This window comes from Streptomyces sp. enrichment culture, from assembly GCF_964273255.1.
Lineage (GTDB): Bacteria > Actinomycetota > Actinomycetes > Streptomycetales > Streptomycetaceae > Streptomyces.
The window spans coordinates 1262355-1280995 of the sequence record NZ_OZ186835.1 but is presented as its reverse complement, the minus strand read 5'-3'; the positions used below and the strand labels follow the sequence as shown (position 1 = coordinate 1280995).

At 77.3% G+C, this 18641-nt stretch carries 15 protein-coding genes and 1 pseudogene; 12 read left to right on the top strand and 4 right to left on the bottom strand.

Annotated features, from left to right (window positions below; translation table 11 throughout):
* Positions 1–15: 15 nt before the first annotated feature.
* The 11 genes from ACSU53_RS05580 (at position 16) to ACSU53_RS05530 (ending at position 11332) form a co-directional block, all read left to right on the top strand.
* Positions 16–1656, top strand: coding sequence for a carbamoyltransferase family protein (locus ACSU53_RS05580; RefSeq protein WP_437025156.1), 1641 nt, complete (start codon positions 16–18; stop codon positions 1654–1656).
* The gene (locus ACSU53_RS05575; RefSeq protein WP_437025154.1) at positions 1653–2651 is read left to right on the top strand and encodes a glycosyltransferase family 2 protein; all 999 of its coding nucleotides are present in this window, start codon (positions 1653–1655) and stop codon (positions 2649–2651) included. The genes ACSU53_RS05580 and ACSU53_RS05575 overlap by 4 nt, the downstream gene beginning before the upstream one ends.
* Positions 2648–3223 carry a D-glycero-alpha-D-manno-heptose-1,7-bisphosphate 7-phosphatase gene (locus ACSU53_RS05570; protein WP_437025152.1) on the top strand — a complete coding sequence of 192 codons (576 nt, stop codon included), beginning with the start codon at positions 2648–2650 and terminating at the stop codon, positions 3221–3223. Before ACSU53_RS05575 ends, ACSU53_RS05570 begins: the two co-directional genes overlap by 4 nt.
* Positions 3220–4218: a glycosyltransferase family 9 protein gene (locus ACSU53_RS05565; RefSeq protein WP_437025150.1), complete on the top strand. Its 999-nt coding sequence runs from the start codon at positions 3220–3222 to the stop codon at positions 4216–4218. The genes ACSU53_RS05570 and ACSU53_RS05565 overlap by 4 nt, the downstream gene beginning before the upstream one ends.
* Positions 4215–5165, top strand: coding sequence for a glycosyltransferase (locus ACSU53_RS05560; protein ID WP_437025148.1), 951 nt, complete (start codon positions 4215–4217; stop codon positions 5163–5165). The genes ACSU53_RS05565 and ACSU53_RS05560 overlap by 4 nt, the downstream gene beginning before the upstream one ends.
* Positions 5162–6379: a glycosyltransferase gene (locus ACSU53_RS05555; protein ID WP_437025146.1), complete on the top strand. Its 1218-nt coding sequence runs from the start codon at positions 5162–5164 to the stop codon at positions 6377–6379. Before ACSU53_RS05560 ends, ACSU53_RS05555 begins: the two co-directional genes overlap by 4 nt.
* A complete protein-coding gene (locus ACSU53_RS05550; protein ID WP_437025145.1) occupies positions 6379–6990 on the top strand; it encodes a D-sedoheptulose-7-phosphate isomerase in 612 nt (203 codons plus the stop codon). Before ACSU53_RS05555 ends, ACSU53_RS05550 begins: the two co-directional genes overlap by 1 nt.
* Entirely contained in the window at positions 6987–8360 is a 1374-nt protein-coding gene (rfaE2, locus tag ACSU53_RS05545) for a D-glycero-beta-D-manno-heptose 1-phosphate adenylyltransferase (RefSeq protein WP_437025143.1), read from the top strand. The genes ACSU53_RS05550 and rfaE2 overlap by 4 nt, the downstream gene beginning before the upstream one ends.
* Positions 8361–8563: 203 nt before the next feature.
* Positions 8564–9520: a glycosyltransferase family 9 protein gene (locus ACSU53_RS05540; RefSeq protein WP_437033037.1), complete on the top strand. Its 957-nt coding sequence runs from the start codon at positions 8564–8566 to the stop codon at positions 9518–9520.
* Entirely contained in the window at positions 9517–10395 is an 879-nt protein-coding gene (locus ACSU53_RS05535) for a glycosyltransferase family 2 protein (RefSeq protein ID WP_437025141.1), read from the top strand. Before ACSU53_RS05540 ends, ACSU53_RS05535 begins: the two co-directional genes overlap by 4 nt.
* 40 nt (positions 10396–10435) lie before the next feature.
* Entirely contained in the window at positions 10436–11332 is an 897-nt protein-coding gene (locus ACSU53_RS05530; RefSeq protein WP_437025139.1) for a glycosyltransferase family 2 protein, read from the top strand.
* Positions 11333–11389: 57 nt separating this feature from the next.
* On the opposite strand, the gene ACSU53_RS05525 is transcribed toward ACSU53_RS05530, so the two are convergent.
* Together ACSU53_RS05525 and ACSU53_RS05520 are read right to left on the bottom strand one after the other, a co-directional pair.
* Positions 11390–11710 carry a DUF3040 domain-containing protein gene (locus ACSU53_RS05525; RefSeq protein ID WP_437025137.1) on the bottom strand — a complete coding sequence of 107 codons (321 nt, stop codon included), beginning with the start codon at positions 11708–11710 and terminating at the stop codon, positions 11390–11392.
* A 272-nt stretch (positions 11711–11982) separates the two neighbouring features.
* The gene (locus ACSU53_RS05520) at positions 11983–12909 is read right to left on the bottom strand and encodes a polysaccharide pyruvyl transferase family protein (protein ID WP_437025135.1); all 927 of its coding nucleotides are present in this window, start codon (positions 12907–12909) and stop codon (positions 11983–11985) included.
* A 293-nt stretch (positions 12910–13202) separates the two neighbouring features.
* On the opposite strand from ACSU53_RS05520, the pseudogene ACSU53_RS05515 reads away from it, so the two are divergent.
* A pseudogene (locus ACSU53_RS05515) lies at positions 13203–14327 on the top strand (winged helix DNA-binding domain-containing protein).
* Positions 14328–14524: 197 nt separating this feature from the next.
* Here the strand turns inward: ACSU53_RS05515 and ACSU53_RS05510 are convergent.
* Together ACSU53_RS05510 and ACSU53_RS05505 are read right to left on the bottom strand one after the other, a co-directional pair.
* The gene (locus tag ACSU53_RS05510; protein WP_437025133.1) at positions 14525–15316 is read right to left on the bottom strand and encodes a S1 family peptidase; all 792 of its coding nucleotides are present in this window, start codon (positions 15314–15316) and stop codon (positions 14525–14527) included.
* Positions 15317–15680: 364 nt separating this feature from the next.
* Positions 15681–18491 (bottom strand): ATP-binding protein, encoded by a 2811-nt coding sequence (locus ACSU53_RS05505; protein WP_437025132.1) that lies wholly within the window; start codon positions 18489–18491, stop codon positions 15681–15683.
* Positions 18492–18641: the final 150 nt, after the last annotated feature.

Genomic DNA, 18641 nt, shown 5'->3' with positions numbered 1-18641 from the left:
ACGGAGCACAGCACCATGCGCATCCTTGGTATCAACGCCCTGTTCCACGACCCCGCCGCCGCCCTCGTCGTCGACGGACAGGCCGTGGCGGCCGCCGAGGAGGAGCGTTTCAGCCGCCGCAAGCACGGCAAGCGCCCGGTTCCCTTCTCCGCCTGGGAACTGCCCGAGCTCGCCGCCCGCTGGTGCCTCGAACATCACGGGCTCACCCCCGCCGACCTGGACGCCGTCACCTACTCCTTCGACCCCGCCCTCGCCCGGCCCGCCGCCGACCTGGGCCTGGACGACCCCTTCGACCACCTGCGCCTGGACTACGCGCGCCGCGCCCCCGAGTTCCTCGCCGAGGCCCTGCCCGGCCTGGACCCGGCCCGGGTGGTCTTCGTCCCCCACCACGTCGCCCACGCCGCCTCCGCCGGGCCCGCCTCCCCCCACCCGGACAGCGCCGTCCTCGTCCTCGACGGGCGGGGCGAGGCCGCCTCCCACCTGGCCGGCCGCTACCGCGACGGCAAGCTCGACACCCTCGCCACCCAGGCCCTGCCCCACTCCCTCGGCCTGGTCTACGAGGAACTCACCGAGCACCTCGGCTTCCTGCGCAGCAGCGACGAGTACAAGGTGATGGCCCTCGCCTCCTACGGCACCCCGCGCCACCTGGCCCGCCTGCGCGAACACGTCCACGCCACCGGCGACGGCGGCTTCCGCGCCCACGGCGTCGACTGGGCCGCCCTCACCCCGCGCCGCGCCCCGCACCAACCCTGGAACCAGGACCACGCCGACCTGGCCGCCAGTGCCCAGGCCGTCCTGGAGGAGGTCCTGCTGGACCTCGTGCACTGGCTGCACCGCGAAGCCGGCGGCGACGCCCTCACCCTGGCCGGCGGCGTCGCCCTGAACTGCGTCGCCAACTCGCGCCTCGCCGCCCGCGGCCCCTACCGCCACGTGTGGGTGCAGCCCGCCGCCGGTGACGCCGGCACCGCTCTCGGCGGCGCCCTGCACGTGTCCGCCCAGGAGGGCGTCGCCACCCTGCCCATGCCCGGCGCCGACCTCGGCCGCGGCTGGAGCGACGACGAACTGCGCGACTGGCTCGACCGGGCCGCCGTCCCCTACGAGCGGCCCGACGACATCGCCGAGGCCGTCGCCGAGGAACTCGCCCGGGACGGCGTCGTCGCCTGGTTCCAGGGCCGCAGCGAGTACGGACCGCGCGCCCTCGGGCACCGCTCCCTGCTCGCCCACCCCGGCCGGGCCGAGAACCTCGAACGGCTCAACCAGGTCAAGGGCCGCGAGGAGTTCCGGCCGGTCGCCCCCATGGTGCTCGCCGACCGCGCCGCCGACCTGTTCTCCGGCGGCCCGCTGCCCAGCCCGTACATGCTCTTCGTCCACGACGTGGCCGCCGAGTGGCGCGAGCGCATCCCCGCCGTCGTCCACGTCGACGGCACCGCCCGCATCCAGACCGTCGACGAGCGTCAGGAACCCCTGGTGGCCCGGATGCTGCACGGCTTCGAACGCCGCACCGGACTCCCCGTCGTCGTCAACACCAGCCTCAACACCGCCGGCCGGCCCATGGTCGACGACCCGCGCGACGCCCTGGAGTGCTTCGGCTCCGCCCCCGTCGACCTGCTCGCCATCGGCCCCTACGCGGTGCGCCGGGGGAGGGCCTACGCATGACCGCCTACGCCGTCGTGATCCCCACCCTGGTGCGGGACACGCTCGCCGACTGCCTCGCGGCGCTGGCCGCCGCCACCGGGCCGCGCCCCGACGAGATCGTCCTCGTCGACGACCGGCCCGACCCCGACCCGGCCGCGCTCGACCACCCGCTGGGCGTCCTCGGAGACCTGCGGGAGCGCACCACCGTCCTCACCGGCGGCGGACGCGGACCCGCCGCCGCCCGCAACACCGGGATGCGCGCCGTCTCGGCCCCCTGGGTGGCCTTCCTCGACGACGACGTCCAGGTCGGCCCGAACTGGTGCGCACAGCTCACCGAGGACCTCGCCGACGCGCCCCCCGACGTCGCCGGCGTGCAGGGCGTCATCACCGTGCCGCTGCCCGGCGAACGCCGCCCCACCGACTGGGAACGCGGCACCGCCGGGCTGGCCCGGGCCCGCTGGATCACCGCCGACATGGCCTACCGCACCGAGGCGTTGAAGCAGGTCGGCGGCTTCGACGAACGCTTCCCGCGGGCGTTCCGCGAGGATGCCGACCTCGCCCTGCGGATCCTCGACCGGGGCCTGCGCATCCGGCGCGGCAGCCGCACCACCCGGCACCCCGTGCGCCCCGCCTCCCGCTGGGCCTCCCTCAGGCAGCAGCGCGGCAACGCCGACGACGCGCTCATGCGGCGTCTGCACGGCCCCGGCTGGTGGGACCGGGCCGCCGCCCCCCGCGGCCGGATCCGCCGCCACGCCGCGATCACCGCCGCCGGGGCCGCCGCCTGCGTCCTGGCCGCCACCGGACACCGGCGGGCGGCCGCCGCCTGCGCCCTCGGCTGGGCGGCCGGCACCGCCGAGTTCGCCCGCGCCCGCATCCTCCCCGGGCCGCGCACCCGCGACGAGGTGACCACCATGCTCGTCACCAGCGCCCTCATCCCGCCCGCCGCCACCTGGCACCGCCTCGCCGGAGCCTGGCGCCACCGCCGCGCCCCCGCCTGGCAGGAGGTGGCCCGGTGAGCCCGGTGCGCGCCGTCCTGTTCGACCGCGACGGCACCCTCGTCCACGACGTCCCCTACAACGGGGACCCCGCCCTCGTGCGCCCCGTCGAGGGCGCCCGCGAGGCGGTCGCCGCCCTGCGCGAACGGGGCGTGCGCACCGGAGTCGTCACCAACCAGTCCGGCATCGCCCGCGGACTCATCACCGAGGCCGACGCCCGCGCCGTCAACCGCCGCGTCGACGACCTCGTCGGCCCGTTCGACGTGTGGGCGCTGTGCCCGCACGGCCCCGACGACGGCTGCGCCTGCCGCAAACCCCGCCCCGGCATGATCCTCTGGGCGGCCGGACGGCTGTGCACCGACCCCGCCGACTGCGTCGTCATCGGCGACATCGGCGCCGACGTCGAGGCCGCCCACCGCGCGGGCGCCCGCGCCGTCCTCGTCCCCACCCCCGCGACCCGCCCGGCGGAGACGGCCGCCGCGCCCCACGTCGCCCCGGACCTGACGGCCGCCGTCCGCGCGGTGCTGGACGGCCTGCCGGGACCCGGCCGCAGTCCGGCCGCCGGATCCCCGGCGCTCGGGAGGCACGCGTGAAGGCCCTCGTCACCCGGCTCGACAGCTTCGGCGACGTCCTGCTCGCCGGGCCCGCCGTGCGCGCCGTCGCGGCCCGCGCCGACCACGTCACCCTGCTGTGCGGACCGCTCGGCGAGCCCGCCGCCCGGCTCCTGCCCGGCGTCGACGACATCCTCGTCTGGGACGCGCCCTGGGCGGGGTTCCGCCCGCCCCCCGCCCGGCGCGACGACATCGACGCCCTCGTCGGCCGGATCGCCGCCACCGGCGCCGACACCGCGCTCGTCCTCACCTCCTTCCACCAGTCCCCGCTGCCCACCGCCCTGCTGCTGCGCATGGCGGGCGTCCGGCACATCGCCGCCGACAGCGAGGACTACCCCGGCTCCCTCCTCGACGTGCGCCACCACCGCGCCCCGCACGCCCACGAGGCCGAGGCCGCGCTGGACCTCGCCGGCGCCGCCGGGTTCCCGTGCCCCGACGACGGCAGGCTGCGGGTCCTCCCGCCGCCGGACACCGAACCGCTGACCGGCCCCGCCGGCTACGTCGTCGTCCACCCCGGCGCCAGCGTCCCCGCCCGCGCCTGGAGCCCCGGCCGGTGCGCGCAGGCGGTCGCCGAACTCGCCGACGCCGGACACCGGGTGGTGGTGACCGGCGGCCCCGGCGAGCGGGACCTGACCGCCCGCGTCGCCGGGGACCGCGCCCTCGACCTCGGCGGCCGCACCGACGCCGCCCAACTCGCCGGCGTGCTCGCCCGGGCCGCCTGCGCGGTCACCGGGAACACCGGCCCCGCCCACCTCGCCGCCGCCGTCGGCACCCCCGTGGTGTCCCTGTTCGCGCCGGTCGTCCCGGCCGGACGGTGGCGGCCGTACGGCGTGCCCTGCGTGCTGCTCGGCGACCAGAACGCGCCGTGCGCCGGCACCCGGGCCCGCACCTGTCCCGTCCCCGGCCACCCGTGTCTGGACGGCGTGACCGCGCTCGACGTCGTAGCCGCCGTCGGCAAGCTGGTGGAGGTGGCATGAGGATCCTGCTCTGGCACGTGCACGGGTCGTGGACCACGGCCTTCGTGCAGGGCCCCCACACCTACGTCGTCCCGGTCACCCCGGACCGCGGGCCCGACGGCCTCGGCCGCGCCCGCACCTTCGACTGGCCCGACTCGGTCGTCGAGGTGCCCCCGGAACGGCTGCGGGACGAGGACATCGACGTCGTCGTCCTTCAGCGCCCCCACGAACTCGCCCTGGTGGACGCCTGGCTGGGCCGCCGCCCGCCGATGATCTGGCTGGAGCACAACGCCCCGCACGGCGACGTGCCCGACACCCGCCACCCCGCCGCCGACGTGCCCGGCGTCACCCTCGTGCACGTCACCCACTTCAACCGCCTGATGTGGGACGCCGGCGCGACCCCCACCGCGGTCGTCGAGCACGGCATCGTCGACCCCGGCCCGCGGTGGACCGGCGAGCTGCCCCGGGCCGCCGTCGTGGTCAACGAGCCGGTCCGGCGCGGCCGCACCACCGGCACCGACCTGCTGCCCGCGTTCGCCGACGCGGCCCCCCTGGACGTGTTCGGCATGGCCACCGAGGGCGTCGCCGCGCACGTCGGCCTGCCCCCCGGCCGGTGCCGGGCCCACGAACTCGCCCAGCGCGACCTGCACGCGGAGATGGCCCGCCGCCGCGTCTACGTCCACCCCGTCCGCTGGACCTCCCTCGGCCTGTCCCTGCTGGAGGCGATGCACCTCGCCATGCCCGTGGTCGCCCTCGCCACCACCGAGGTCACCGAGGCGGTCCCGCCCGGCGCCGGGGTGGTCTCCAACCGGATCGACGTCCTGACCGACGCCGTCCGCGACTTCCTCGCCGACCCGCTGTACGCCCGCGGCGTCGGCGAGGCGGCCCGTGCGGCGGCCCTCGCCCGCTACGGGCTCCCCCGCTTCCTGGACGACTGGGAGCGGCTGCTGAAGGAGGTGACCCGATGAGGATCGCCATGGTGTCCGAACACGCCAGCCCCCTGGCCGCGCTCGGCGGCGTCGACGCCGGCGGCCAGAACGTGTACGTGGCGCGGCTCAGCGAGGAACTGGCGCGCCGCGGCCACCACGTCACGGTCTACACCCGCCGCGACACGGTGACCCTGCCCGACCGGGTGCCGCTGCCCGGCGGGGCCGTCGTCGAGCACGTGCCCGCGGGCCCGCCCGAGACCGTCCCCAAGGACGAACTGCTGCCGCACATGGCCGTGTTCGGCGCCCACCTGGCGCGGGCCTGGGGCCGGGACCGGCCCGACGTGGTGCACGCCCACTTCTGGATGTCCGGCATGGCCTCCCAGGTCGGCGCCCGCCCGCACGGCATCCCGGTGGTGCAGACGTTCCACGCCCTGGGCACCGTCAAGCGGCGCCACCAGGGGTGGCGGGACACCAGCCCGCCCGCCCGCATCGGCATCGAACGGCAGCTCGCCGGCACCTGCGAGCGCATCCTCGCCACCTGCTCCGACGAGGTCGCCGAACTCGCGGCGATGGGCGTGCCCGCCCGGCGCGTCCGCGTGGTGCCGTGCGGCGTCGACGCCGGCCACTTCCGCCCCGGCGTCACCGGCCCGGCCGTCCCGCCGCGACGGGCCCGGCACCGGCTGCTGGCCTGCGGCCGGCTGGTCCGCCGCAAGGGCTACGACCTCGCGGTGCGCGCCCTGGCCCGCATCCCGGACGCCGAACTCGTCGTCGCGGGCGGCCCCGCCGCCGGGCGCCTGGACCGCGACCCCGAGGCGCGCCGGCTGTGGCACCTGGCCCACCGCACGGGGGTCGCCGACCGGGTGCGGATGCTCGGCGCCGTCGACCCCGCCGCCATGCCCGCCCTGATCGGCAGCGCCGACCTGGTGCTGTGCACCCCCGCCTACGAACCCTTCGGCATCGTCCCCCTGGAGGCGATGGCGTGCGGCGTCCCGGTCGTCGCCACCGATGTCGGCGGCCACCGCGACAGCGTCGCCGACGGCACCACCGGCCGGCTCGTCACCCCCGGCGACCCGGAGGCGGTCGCCGCCGCCGTGCGCGACCTGCTCGCCGACGACGACACCCGCGGCGCGTACGGGGCCGCCGGCCGCGCCCGCGTCCTCGACCGCTACACCTGGCACCGCGTCGCCGACGGCGTCGAGCGCGTCCACCGCCAGGTCCTTGCCGCACACGCGATCCCGAAGGAGGTGGCCTGATGACCGTGCACCCTCCCGTCACCGGGCACTGCGACCAACTGGCCGAGGCGCTGGGCGCCTTCCGGGCGCACGCACCCGTCGTCGCGCGGTGGGGCGAACGGCTCGCCGAGGTGCTCACCGCCGGCGGCAGGCTGCTGGCCGCGGGCAACGGCGGCAGCGCCGCCCAGGCCCAGCACCTGACCGCCGAACTCGTCGGCCGCTACCGCGACGACCGGCCCGCGTTCTCCGCCATCGCCCTGCACGCCGACACCTCCAGCACCACCGCCATCGCCAACGACTACGGCGTCGACGCGGTCTTCGCCCGCCAGGTCCGCGCGCACGGCCGGCCCGGCGACGTCCTGATGCTGCTGTCCACCAGCGGCGCCAGCGCCAACCTGCTGTCCGCCGCCGACGCCGCCCGCGCGGCCGGACTGCGCGTGTGGGCCCTCACCGGACCCGCCCCCAACCCGCTCATGGCGTGCAGCGACGAGTCCCTGTGCGTCGAGGCGCCCCGGGCCGCCACCGTCCAGGAACTCCACCTGGTGGCCGTGCACATGATGTGCGGGGCCTTCGACGCGGCGCTGGAGAGCGGGAGGTGGCGGGAGGGCACCGAAGGACGGAGGGTGTCGTGAGCGGCACCGGCGTCAAGGCGCCCCTGCTGGTCGTCGGCGACGCCCTGCTCGATCGCGACCTCACCGGCAGCTCCGAGCGGCTCGCCCCCGACGCCCCCGTCCCCGTCGTCGACGACTGCGCCGAGACGACGCGGCCCGGCGGCGCCGCCCTCACCGCCTACCTCGCCGCCCGCGACGGCCGCGAGGTCACCCTGGTCACCGCGCTGGGCGGCGACCCGGCCAGCCGCGAACTGAAACGGCTCCTTCGGCCCTGGGTCGAGGTGATCCCCCTGCCGCTGACCGGGGCCCTGCCGGAGAAGACCCGCATCCTGGCCGGGGACCGGCCGGTGGCCCGCCTGGACCGCGGCGACGGCCGCGCCCGCGCCGCCACCGAGGAGGCCCGCGAGGCGGTCCTCGGCGCGTCCGCCGTCCTGGTCTCCGACTACGGCCGCGGCACCGCCGACGCCCTGCGCGACGTCCTGACCGCCCGCCCGCCGCTGGTCTGGGACCCGCACCCGCGCGGCGGGCCGCCGGTGCCCGGAACCCGGCTGGTCACGCCCGCCGAGAAGGAGGCGCAGGCCCACGCCCCCGACGCGGCACCGGCCCGGCGGGACCTGTACGGGGTCGCCCACGGGGCCGCCACCCTCGTCCGGCAGTGGAAGGCCGCCGCCGTCGCCGTCACCCTCGGCGCCCGCGGCGCGCTGCTCTCCTACGGCGACCACCCCCTGCTGGTGCCCGCCGCCGCCGTGCACCGCGGCGACCCCTGCGGCGCCGGCGACCGCTTCGCCGCCACCGCGGCCGGTCTGCTCGCCGACGGCGCCCTGGTCGGCGAGGCGGTGGAACGCGCCGTCGCCGACGCGACCGCCTTCGTCGGCGCGGGCGGCGCGGGCGCCGTGCCCCGCGCCGACGCCGCCCACGGCCACCGTCCCGACGGCGACGACCCGTTCGCGCTCGCCGCGGGCGTCCGCGCCGCCCACGGCACGGTCGTCGCCGCGGGCGGCTGCTTCGACCTGCTGCACGCCGGCCACGTCGGCCTCCTCCAGGCCGCCCGGGACCTCGGTGACTGCCTGGTGGTGTGCGTCAACTCCGACGCCTCCGTACGGCGCCGCAAGGGCCCCGGCCGCCCGGTCAATCCCATCGACGACCGGGTACGGGTGCTGCGCGCCCTGGCCTGCGTCGACGCCGTCGCGGTGTTCGACGAGGACACCCCCGAGCGCCTGCTGACGGACCTGCGCCCCGACGTCTGGGTCAAGGGCGGCGACTACGCCGCCGCCGACCTGCCCGAGGCGGCCCTCCTCGACGCCTGGGGCGGCCAGGCCGTCCTGCTGCCCTACCTCGCGGGCCGCTCCTCCACCGGCATGCTGGAACGCGCCACGGAGCGCCGGCCGTGACCCCCGGCCCGGGCCGCCCGCGCCCCGCACCGCCGACGGCCCCCGTTGTCCGGGCGGCCGACGGCGCACCCGCCGCCGCCCCGCCGCACCCGCCGCACCGGCGGCCGGGAGGAACCGGACGCGACGCGCCGCGCCCCGGCGCCGCCGGGCCCGCACCCCGGACCGGAGACGGCGCGGCGCCGGCCGGGGCCACGCGGCCCCGGCTGCTGGTCCTGCGGGCCCTCGGCCTCGGGGACCTGCTCGCCGGCGTGCCCGCCCTGCGGGCCCTGCGGCGCGCCTTCCCCGGCCACGAACTGGTCCTCGCCGCGCCGTCCGCCCTCGCCCCCGTCGCCGAGGCCACCGGCGCCGTGGACCGGCTGCTGCCCGCCTCCGCGCCCGGCCGGGCCGTACCCTCGGCCCTCGACTGGACCGGAACGCCCCCCGACATCGCCGTCGACCTGCACGGCAACGGGCCGCCCAGCCACCTCCTGCTGGCCCGTCTGCGCCCCCGGCGCCTGCTGGCCTTCGCGCACCCCGGCACCCCGGAGGTCGACGGCCCGCCCTGGTACGCCGAGGAGCACGAACGGGACCGCTGGTGCCGCCTGCTGCGCTGGTACGGCATCGACGCCGACCCCGCCGACCTGCTGCTGCCCCGCCCGGCCGCCGCCTCCCCGGCCCCCGGTGCGGTGGTCCTGCACCCGGGCGCGGGAGCCCCCGCCCGCTGCTGGCCCGTCGAACGGTACGCGGCCGTCGCCGATGCCCTGCGGGCGCGCGGCCTGCGGGTGGTGGTCACCGGGGGCGCCGACGAGGGCGACCTGGTGGCCCGCCTCGCCAAGCAGGCCGGCCTGCCCGACACCGACGTCCTCGCCGGCGGCGTCCCCCACGACCGGCTGTCCGCCCTGGTCGCGGGCGCCCGCGCGGTCGTCAGCGGGGACACCGGCATCGCGCACCTCGCCGTCGCCCACGCCACCCCCACCGTCACCCTCTTCGGGCCGGTGGCGCCCAGCCGCTGGGGCCCGCCGGCCCACCCGCGCCACCTCGCCCTGTGGTACGGCCCCGAAGGAGACCCGCACGCCCGGCGGACCGACCCCGCCCTGCTGCGCATCACCCCGGCCGACGTCCTGGACGCCCTGGCCCGGCTGCCCGGCCCCCGGCCCCGCGGAGAGGAGACCGCACCGTGACCGCCCCGTCCCCGCCCCGCAGGCTCGGCGTCGTCATCGCCACCCGCAACCGCGCCGAGCGGCTCGCCGTCACCCTGCGCCACCTCCTCGCGCTGCCCGAACGGCCCGAGGTCCTCGTCGCCGACAACGCCTCCACCGACCACACCCGCGCCCTGCTCGCCCGCGACTTCCCCCAGGTCCGCGTGCTGGCCCTGCCGGTCAACCGCGGCGCCCTCGCCCGCAACCACGGCGCCCGCGCCCTCGACACGCCCTACGTGGCCTTCAGCGACGACGACTCCTGGTGGGCGCCCGGCGCCCTCGCCCGCGCGGCCGAACTGTTCGACGCCCACCCGCGCCTCGGCCTCCTGGCCGCCCGCACGCTCGTCGGCCCGGACGCGGAGCCGGACCCGCTCAACGACGTCCTCGCCAACTCGCCGCTGGGCGCCGCCACCGACCTGCCCGGCACCCAGGTCCTGGGCTTCCTGGCCTGCGGTGCCGTGGTCCGCCGCAGCGCCTACCTCGACGTCGGCGGCTTCCACCGGCTGCTGTTCTTCGGCGGCGAGGAGACCCTGCTCGCCTACGACCTGGCCGCGCGCGGCTGGGGCGTCACCCACTGCGCCGACGTCGTCGCCCACCACCATCCGGACCCCGGACCCCGCCACGGCCGCCCCGCCGTCCAGCGCCGCAACGAACTCCTCACCGCCTGGCTGCGCCGCCCCGTCCCGTACGCGCTGGCCCGGACCGGAGCCCTCGCGGCCGACGCCCGCAGCGACGGCCACGCCCGCCGCGCCCTGCGCGAGACCCTCGGCCGCCTGCCCGCCGCGCTGCGCGCCCGACGACCGCTGCCGCCGCACGTCGAACGCGCCGCCCGCCTGCTGGAAGGGGCGCCCGCATGACCGGCCCTGGGACGACCTCCGTGGAAGGGGCGCACCTCGCATGACCGACCCCCGGACGACCGTCGTCGTCATCACCCACAACCGGCGCCGCGAACTCCTGCGCACCCTCGGCCACCTCGCCGCGCTGCCCGAACGGCCCAGGGTGATCGTCACCGACAACGGGTCCACCGACGGCACCGCCGAGGCCGTCGCCCTGCGCCACCCGGAGGTGCGGCTGCTGCGGCCGGGCCGCAATCTCGGCGCCGTGGGCCGCAACCTCGCCGTCCGTGAGGTGCGCACCCCCTACATCGCCTTCTGCGACGACGACTCCTGGTGGGCACCCGGCTCCCTCGCCGGGGCCGCCGACCTCCTGGACCGGCACCCCGGCCTCGCGTCGGTCACCGCCCGGATCGTCGTCGAACCCGACGGCACCGAGGACCCCATCGTCCGCGAGCTGCGCCACTCACCGGTCCCCGGCCCGCCCTGGCTGCCCGGCCCCGCGCTCGGCTCGTTCCTGGCCGCGGCCACCGTGCTGCGCACCGACGCCTTCCGCGCCGCCGGCGGCTTCCACCCCCGGCTGTGGCTCGGCGGCGAGGAGGAACTGCTGGCCGCCGACCTCGCGGCCGACGGCTGGTGGCTCACCTACGCCGACCACCTGACGATCCATCACCAGGCTTCCGCGGCCCGCGACTCCACGCTGCGCCGGCGGCACGGCATCCGCAACACCCTGTGGTTCACCTGGCTGCGCCGCCCGCCCCGGGCAGCCCTGCGCCGCACGGTGGACCTGGCCCGCACGGTCCCGCGCGACGCCACCTCCCTGCGCGCCTTCGCGGAGGCGACGGCCGCCCTGCCCTGGGTGCTCCGGGAGCGCCGCGTCCTGCCGCGTGAGGTGGAGTCCCGGCTGCGCCTGCTGGAACCCTCCCAGCGCGACTCCACGGCCCGGCGGTACACGGGCTGACCGGCCCGCACCGCCGGGGGAGCGCCACCCGGGCGGACGGGTGCGCCGGAACGCCCGTCAGCCGCCGGACCAGCGGCACAGCAGCCGGAACACCGCGAACAGGGTCGGCGGCCACACCAGGGCGAAGGCCCAGATGACGCCCGGCGCCGAGGTGATCATCCCGGTCACCGACAGCGCCACGGACAGTGCGCACAGCAGGGCCACGGTGAGGGTGTGCGGACGGTAGGAGCCGACCCGCCTCAGCAGGCCCGGCACATCGGGCCACCTGCTCCACCGCAGGGTGCGCAGCCGCCGCGCGAGGCGACGGTCGCGGCACAGGGCCCGTTCGATCTCGTCGAGCAGCCGCTGCTCGTGGTCGGGGAGTCGACCGAGGGACACAGCACCTCCCGGGACGGAACAGCCGGAACGCCAGGATCGCCCGGTCCGAGTGCCCGCCCGGCCGGAACCCAACCGGCGCGAAGGCCCCACGGCGGACCGGGACCGGCCGTGGGGCGGGGGTGAGGCGGGGTGACGCGGGGGGCGGTCGGCGCCCGCGGAAGCCCGTCGCGTGAGCAGGAGCGCCCGCATGCCTGCGACATCGCGTGCCACGACCATCCTTACGAACCCGCGCGGGTCCGCCGCCCCGGTGGCCTCACAGGCCCCCGCCCGGTCTACCGCACCGTGCTCGACGTGAGGGCCTCGACCAGGTGGTCGGCGCTGTCGGGGGCGGTGTCCTCGCGGAAGGCGTCGCGGGCCTGGCGGGCGGCGACCCGGCCCGAGGTCAGGCACCAGTACCACCAGCGGTCCAGCCCGCGCTCGTCCAGCCGCTCGGCGGGCAGCAGCGCGGGCCAGCCGCAGGCGCGGGCCTGGGCGGAGACCTTGGCGCCGCCCGCCACCGGATCCACGGCGAGGACGGGCGTGCCCACCCGCAGCCCGAGCACCAGCCCGTGCAGCCGGTCGGTCACCACCAGGTCGAGCCGGGCGAGCACGGACTGCGTCTGGGCGGGGGTCGCGTTCAGGTGCCAGTCGGCCGTGTCGAGGCGGGTGTCCAGTTCCAGCCGGGCGCAGTCCTTGCCGGCCAGCCAGCGCGTCACCGTCTCGGCGACCTGCCCGTGCCGGCGCTGCTGCCCGTACTCGTGCTGCCCGTGCGTGAGGATCACCCCGACGACGGGCCGGGCGGGCTGGACCGGGGCGTGCGCCGCGAGGTCCTCCACCGGCGGGGTGTCCGGGGCGTCCCGGGCCAGCACCCGGTGGAACCCGGTCACGGCCGGGCTGCCGGGGTCGATCACGCTGGTCCCCACGGCGATCCGCACGCAGTGCGCGAACCGCCGGTGCAGCTCCTCGATCTGCGGCCCGTGCAGCGGGCCGCACACGAACACCAGGTGCGAGTAGTCGCCCGGCCGTACGTCGTCGAAGTGCCGGGCGTCCGGCCGGAAGCCGGGGCTCCACACCACGTCGTAACCGATCTCCGCGCCGCGCAGCACCTCTTCGACCCGGTGCAGGGCCAGCACGTCCCCGGCGGTCGCCTCCCCGTCGCGGAAGCTGAACCACCCGGTCAGCAGGACCCTCTTCGGGCGCACGTCGTCCTGTGTGAACATCGCGCTCCGAGTGCCCCGCCCCAGATGAACCAATCGTCCGCATTGCCCGGTCGTCCGCGCCGTCCGGTCGTCCGCGCCGTCCAGTCGTCCGGTCGCCCGGTCGCCCACGGTGTGCGGCCGTCCGCGACGTCCGGTCGCCCGACCTTCCCCCGTCCGCGTCCCCCGGGCGACCGCACCACCGGAGGACGGCAGCCCACCGGAGGACGGCAGCCCACCGCAGGACGGCTGCCCACCGCAGGACGGCTGCCCGTCGCGGACGGTGGCCGGCCGCGATGCCGGTTCAGCCTGCCCGCATGACCGCGAAGAGCGAGCGAGGCGTCACCCCGCCGACGGGCCCGGTGCTCGGCCCCCGCGCCCTCAACCGGGCCACTCTCGCACGGCAGTTGCTGCTGCGTCCGGCCGCGATGTCCGCCGAGGCGGCGGTGGGCCGCCTGGTCGGCCTCCAGGCGCAGAACGTGAAGCCGCCGTACTACGCGCTCGCCGCCCGTCTCGACGGCTTCACGCCCGAGGCGCTGTCCGGGCCGATGGCGGAGCGCCGGGTCGTCCGCATCGTGACCCTGCGCTCGACCCTGCACACCCACTCCGCCGACGACTGCCTCACCCTGCGCCCCCTCGTGCAGCCCGCCCGGGAACGCGAGCTCGCGCTCTTCCGCAAGGGGCTCACCGGCGTCGACCTGGACCGCCTCGCGGCCGTCGCCCGCGAGCTGGTCGAGGCGGAGCCGCGCACCATGAAGCAGCTGCGCGAGGCCCTCCTGGTCCACTGGCCGCACGCCGACCCCCAGGCCCTGGGCATCGCCGCCCGCTGCCTGCTGCCCCTGGTCCAGATCACCCCGCGCGGGCTGTGAGGCCGCAGCGGGCAGGTCGTGCTCACCACCGCCGAGCGCTGGCTGGGGCGCCCCGCCGAACCGGCGCCCCGGACGCCCGACGCGACCGTGCTGCGCTACCTCGCCGCCTTCGGACCGGCCTCCGTGAGGGACATGCAGACCTGGGCGGGCCTCGCCCGGCTGAGTCCCGCCTTCGAACGGCTCAGGCCCCGGCTGGTGACCTTCCGCGACGAGCGGGGCACCGAGCTGTTCGACCTTCCCGACGCGCCCCGCCCCGACCCCGCCACCCCGGCGCCGCCCCGCTTCCTGCCCGAGTTCGACAACCTGCTGCTCTCCCACGCCGACCGCGGCCGGGTCGTCCCGGCGGACTACGCGGGCCTCAACTGGCGGGTGAACACCGCCTACCCCGCGCTCCTCGTCGACGGCTTCCTGGCCGGGGTCTGGCGGCTCGACGCCCGCGCCCTGGTCGTCGAACCCTTCGGCCGGCTCGACCGGGCCGGCCGCGCCGACGTCGAGGCCGAGGCCGAGCGGATGCTGCGGACGATGCACCCCGGCCGCGCCTACGACATCGGCTTCGGGACGGTACGGACCTGATCCGGCCGTGGGCCCCCGGCGGCCGCCGGCCGCACGGGCGGGCCGGTGCCGCCGTGCCGGGACGGCGGCGTGGACCCGCCGACGCGCGGGTGGTGCCGGAGGCATGGAGAGGGGGCGTTGCGGGCTGCTCGTGGAAGCCCGCAACGCCCCCTGGTCTGTGCGGAGCCCGGCGACCCTGCCGCCGGGCTCCGGAGCGGCTAGGAGGTGACCTGCGCCGTGACCAGCGAGGAGAACGTGGTCAGCCGGGCGTAGACGCCGGGCGAACCGGCGGCGGCGCAGCCGTCGCCCCAGGAGGTGACCCCGGCCAGCCGGCCGCCGATCAGCAGGGGGCCGCCGCTGTCGCCCTGGCAGGTGTCCACGCCGCCGGAGGAGTAGCCGGCGCACACCATGTCGCTCGCCACGTAGCGCGAGCCGTAGGAGGTCCGGCAGCTGCTGTCGGACACGGTGGGCACGGTGGCCGTCCGCAGCTGGTTGGAGGAGGAGCCGCCCGAGCGGGTCGTGCCCCAGCCGAGGACGCGGGCGGTCGTGCCGGCCGCGTACACCGAGGTGTCGGTGGGGGAGACGTACGGTGCCGTGGCGTACGGCATCGGCGTCGAGAGCGTCAGGACGGCCACGTCGTCGCCCCGGGTGACGCTGCGGTAGTCCGGGTGGATCCAGATCCGGCTGACCCGTGCGACCGTGCCGTTGGTCCCGTTGAGGTAGGTGCGTCCGCCGACCACGCGCACGCTGCCGGTGGTCTCGCCGGTCATGCAGTGCGCGGCGGTGACGACCTTCGTCGGGGCGACCAGTGTGCCGCCGCAGAACTGGTCCTGCGCGGCGTCGGTGATCTGCATCATGAACGGGTAGGCGGACGTCGTGGTCGTCGTACCGCCGACCACGGGCTGGGGCGCGGCGCTCGCGGCCGGGGCGCTGAACAGGGCGGACGCGGCGGCGGCAGCGGTGGCCGCGAGGACGGCGGCGGATCTCCTGGCGCGGGTGAACCCGGACATGGTTCTCCTCGGGGGGTTGCCGGTGGGGGGTCGCGCGGGGTGGGGGGTGGTGCACGAGGTCCGGTGACCCGGCCCCCGTGTGCCCGGCGAGCGGCACGGACTTACGCTACGAGCCCCGGCGCACGCCCCCAATGAGGGAAGGCCCTACGGGAGTTGGGCAGGGAAAACCCTCGATGGTCCACACGGCCGCCGGCCGCCGCGCATGGCGGACGTTCGGTGCCGGAAGCGGGGGAGGACCGGCCGGACGGAGACGAGGGCGCGCCGCCCGGAGACCGGCCCCGGCACCGTCACCCACAGGCGCACCCGGCGGCCGCACCCGGCAGCACCCCTGCGCCCGCCCCCTCCCGACGGGCCGTCACCACCGTCACTGCGTGCGGCGCCCCGCCGCCAGGCGGACGATGTCGACGCGGGAGCGGATGCCGAGCTTGCGGTAGACGCGGGTGAGCGTCGCCTCGACCGTCTTGACGCTGATGAACAGCCGGCCGGCGATCTCCCGGTTGGTCGCCCCCTCCATCACCAGCGACGCCACCTGCCGCTCCATCGCCGCCAGGCCGTCCAGCGCGTCCGGGGCCGCCGGGGGAACCGTCTCCGGCCGCACCGGGCCCGCCGCCACCGCCGCGTCCACCTGGCGCAGCCACGGGACGGCACGGCAGCGCCGGAACAGCCGCGCCGCCTCCTCGTAGGCCACCGCACCGGGACGGCGGGCCCGCAGCCGGGCCAGCACGAAGGCCGCGCGGGCCTCCTCCAGCCCGTAGCCCAGCGCGCCCAGCCGGTCCTGGGCCGACGTCAACAGCGCCTCGGCGGCCTGATGTTCACCCCGCGCCGCGCGCACCAGCGCCTCCGCGCGGTCCAGCACGGCCAGCACGCCCGCACGGTCCAGGCGCAGCGCGTGCGCGCGGGTGCGGTTGATGAGGTCCTGCGCCTCGGCGGGCTCCCCGACGCGCACCAGCGCCTCGGCCAGGTCACCGTGCCAGCGCCCGCGCGCCGGGTCGGTGATGCCCATGCCCCGCTCCAGCTCCCGCACCCGGCGCAGCGAACGGACCGCGGCCGCCGCGTCCCCGGCCACCAACTGGGCGTAACCCAGGGCGGCCAGGGCCCGCGAGAGGTACATCTGGTCGCCGTCCACCTCGGCGTGGTCCGCGGCCTCCCGGGCCAGCGCCAGCGCCCGGTCCACGTCGCCGCCGGACGCCTCCGCGAGGGAGGCGAGCATCGCCGACGCCCCCTCGCCGATCCCGGAGTCCCGCGCCAGCCGCAGGCTCTCGCGGGCCAGGTCCAGGGCCCGGCCGCAGTGCCCGGTGCGCAGTTCGGTGTCGGCGAGGAAGCGCAGGAAGTGCACCTCGCTCTCGACCATGCCGCGCCGCCGCGCCTCGCGCAGCAGCCCGGTGATCGTGGTGCGGGCCTGCGGCAGCTGGTCGCTCATCAGCAGCCAGCGGAACCGGGCCATGCCCGCGCCGTTGTGGTGACAGGCCACGTACGGGTCCTGCGGCTCACGCAGCGCCCGCTTCACGGTCGCGGCAGCGTCCGGGTGCCCCATCAGCGTCTCGGTGGACGACTGGAACGCCAGCGCCATCAGCTCGGTGCGCCGGTCCTCGCCCCGGGCGGCCAGCTCCGCCGCGTGCGCGGCCTCCTGGCGGGCCTTGTCGAAGTCGCCGTGCACCACCAGCTCCCGCCAGGCCAGCTGGTAGTGGACCAGGGCCAGCAGCCGCTGATCGTCCCCGGCGTCGGCCAGCACCTGCGGGAAGACCGCGTCGACCTCCCCGAGCGCCTGCCCGGCCGCCTCGATGACGACCATCCACGCCCGCACCCGCTCCGCCGGCACCGTGGCCCGGGCCAGCACGTCCCGGGCGATGTCCCGGGCGAGGTCCGCCTCCCCGGCGATGATCGCGTCCTCCGCGGCCTGCAGCCGCCGCTCGTCCGGGCCCGGCACACTGTCGCCCGGGGTGTGCCGGGCGGCGAGCAGGCCCAGCGAGGCGGCCACGGACGGCGCGCCCCGGTCCCGGGCCAGCGCGGCGGCCCCGGCGAGCCGGGCCGCCACGTCCGGATCGGTGCCGGTGGTGGCCAGGGCCAGGTGCCGGGCGCGTTCGATGGGGTCGGACGCGGCCGTGGACAGCGCGGTGTGCACGGCCCGCCGCTCGTGCACGGGGGCCTCCGCGTACAGCGCCGCCGAGATCAGCGGGTGCGCGAACCGCAGCGCCGGATCCTCCGGGTCCGTGGTCAGCAGCCCCAGCGCGGCGGCCTGCGCGGTCTCCGCCTCGGCCTGCTCCCGCCCCGCCGCGTGCAGCAGCGCCAGCGTGGGCCGCGCACCGGCGCTGGCCACCAGCAGGGTGCGGCGCGCCTCGTCCGACAGCATGCCCAGGCGGCTGAGCACCAGGGCCCGCAACGAGGTCGGCACGGGCAGCGGCTCGCCCGGCCGCGGCCGGGTGGGGCTCTCCGCGAGCGCCCGGCCCAGCTCCATCGCGAACAGCGGGTTGCCGCCGCTGGTGCGGTGGATGTCGCGGACGGTCGAGCGGGACAGCCCGGTGTAGCCGCGGTGGTCCAGCAGCGCCGACACCTGGGCGCGGGAGAACGGGCCGAGCCGGACCGCGTGCGTGTCCGGCGGGCAGGCCCGCAGGTGCCGGTCGTACTCCTGCCCCTCGGTGCGCACCGCGCACAGCATCTGCACCGGCGTGTCACCCAGCCGCCGGGCGGCGAACCCCAGGAGTTCGGCACTGGCCGAATCCAGCCACTGCAGGTCGTCGGCGACGACGAGGACCGGGCCCTCGGCGGCCAGCGCCCGCAGCGTCGACAGCACCGCCAGGCGCAGCGCCAGCCCGTCCCGCTGGAGGCTGGACTCGCCGCGGCCGGTGAGCGCCGACTCCAGCGCGGTGCGCTGCGCGGCGGGCAGCCCGGCGGAGACCCGGTCCAGGACCAGACCGAACAGGTCCGCCAGCGCCAGGAACGGCAGATGGGATTCGGACTCGGTGGCCGAACACCGCAACACCGTGCGCGCCCGGCCCGCGTTTTCCGCCGCAAGTGCCCGCAGCACGGTCGATTTTCCTATTCCCGCGGGCCCGTGGAGCAGCACACTGCCCCCCTCGGCCAGCCGCCCGCGGGCGTCCGCGTACAACTCCTCACGGCCGATGACCAGGTCGGGGCGGCACCTGGCAGGCTCCTTATAGTCCCCTCGCACGGTCACCGCTCCCCTCCGAGTGTCGTGTCCTGGCCAATATTAGGCAATCGACTCTTTCATTTCGGACGGACGGCGTGGTGAGGGAAATAACAGTGCAGCGACCTCCGTGAAAAACCAATGCCACGCACACGGAAATAACACCCTGGCGGGAAATCA